This window comes from Pararhizobium antarcticum, assembly GCF_001885585.1.
GTDB lineage: Bacteria > Pseudomonadota > Alphaproteobacteria > Rhizobiales > Rhizobiaceae > Pararhizobium > Pararhizobium antarcticum.
On record NZ_LSRP01000055.1, the window covers coordinates 1 to 853 of the forward strand.

The window sequence follows — 853 nt, forward strand, 5'->3', positions numbered from 1 at the left end:
GATGGCATTGCCATCCATTTTTTGCGAGTTTAATTGCATTTCCAGCAGGTTGACGATTTCTTCGCGCAGCATGTCCATTTCCTCAGCCACGGGCTCGATATCACGAGCTGCGGGGTTTTTCGGAAGGCTCGCCATGAGGCCGATATAATGCTCTTCGATCGTGCCCCAATCGCCGGCAGCCCCCTCCTCCACAGCGGCGGAGATGAGCTTGCGAACATCCCGCAGGCAGATCGAAAGCCGTTCTTTAGTTAACCGGAGTATCTTGCGGGCGGCAGCGACCTGCTGAGCCAAATGGGCGAGTTCTTCAGACCTTGCGAGCATCGGAGCCAGGCTGAAGCCAAACGCGTCTTTGATGGAGCCTGAGCCATCCTTGTGCGCATAGCGTTTCCCGTTCGGACTGTCCTTGCGGATAATCAGACCGGCATCAACTAGTGCCGCCAGGTGACGGCGAAGCGTTGTGCCAGTTATACCGTGTGCCCGCACCGTCAGCTGATTGTTCGACGGGAATACGATCAGTCCACGCTCATCGGACAATTGCAGCTCCGGATAGAACGACAACAGGGCGTTCAATACCGATAGCGCCCTGTCTGTCAGGCCGAGAACGATCCTTGCCTCACATGCATCGCGAAACACTTTCCATTTATCAACCGACTTGCCAGGCTTTACGGCTGCTGTTGCCAGTTGACCTTTCACTAGAGCAAGGGTCATCGGCCGCCGCCCGAAGGGCGTCGTTACACTTCCAGTCTGCATTTCTCTCACCTTCGGTTAGGCAATAGAAATCAGCTCACCAAAACGGCGCCAAAACTCTTGACAGTGATTCGGGGAAATGCGATTCTCGCTCCTGCTAGAGATG

The 853-nt window shown here is 55.2% G+C and carries 1 protein-coding gene; it reads right to left on the minus strand.

Features of this window, described 5'->3' with window-relative positions:
• The coding region (gene repC / locus AX760_RS04915) for a plasmid replication protein RepC (protein ID WP_139276453.1) at positions 1-750 on the minus strand (750 nt) is incomplete at its 3' end.
• Positions 751-853 lie beyond the last annotated feature (103 nt).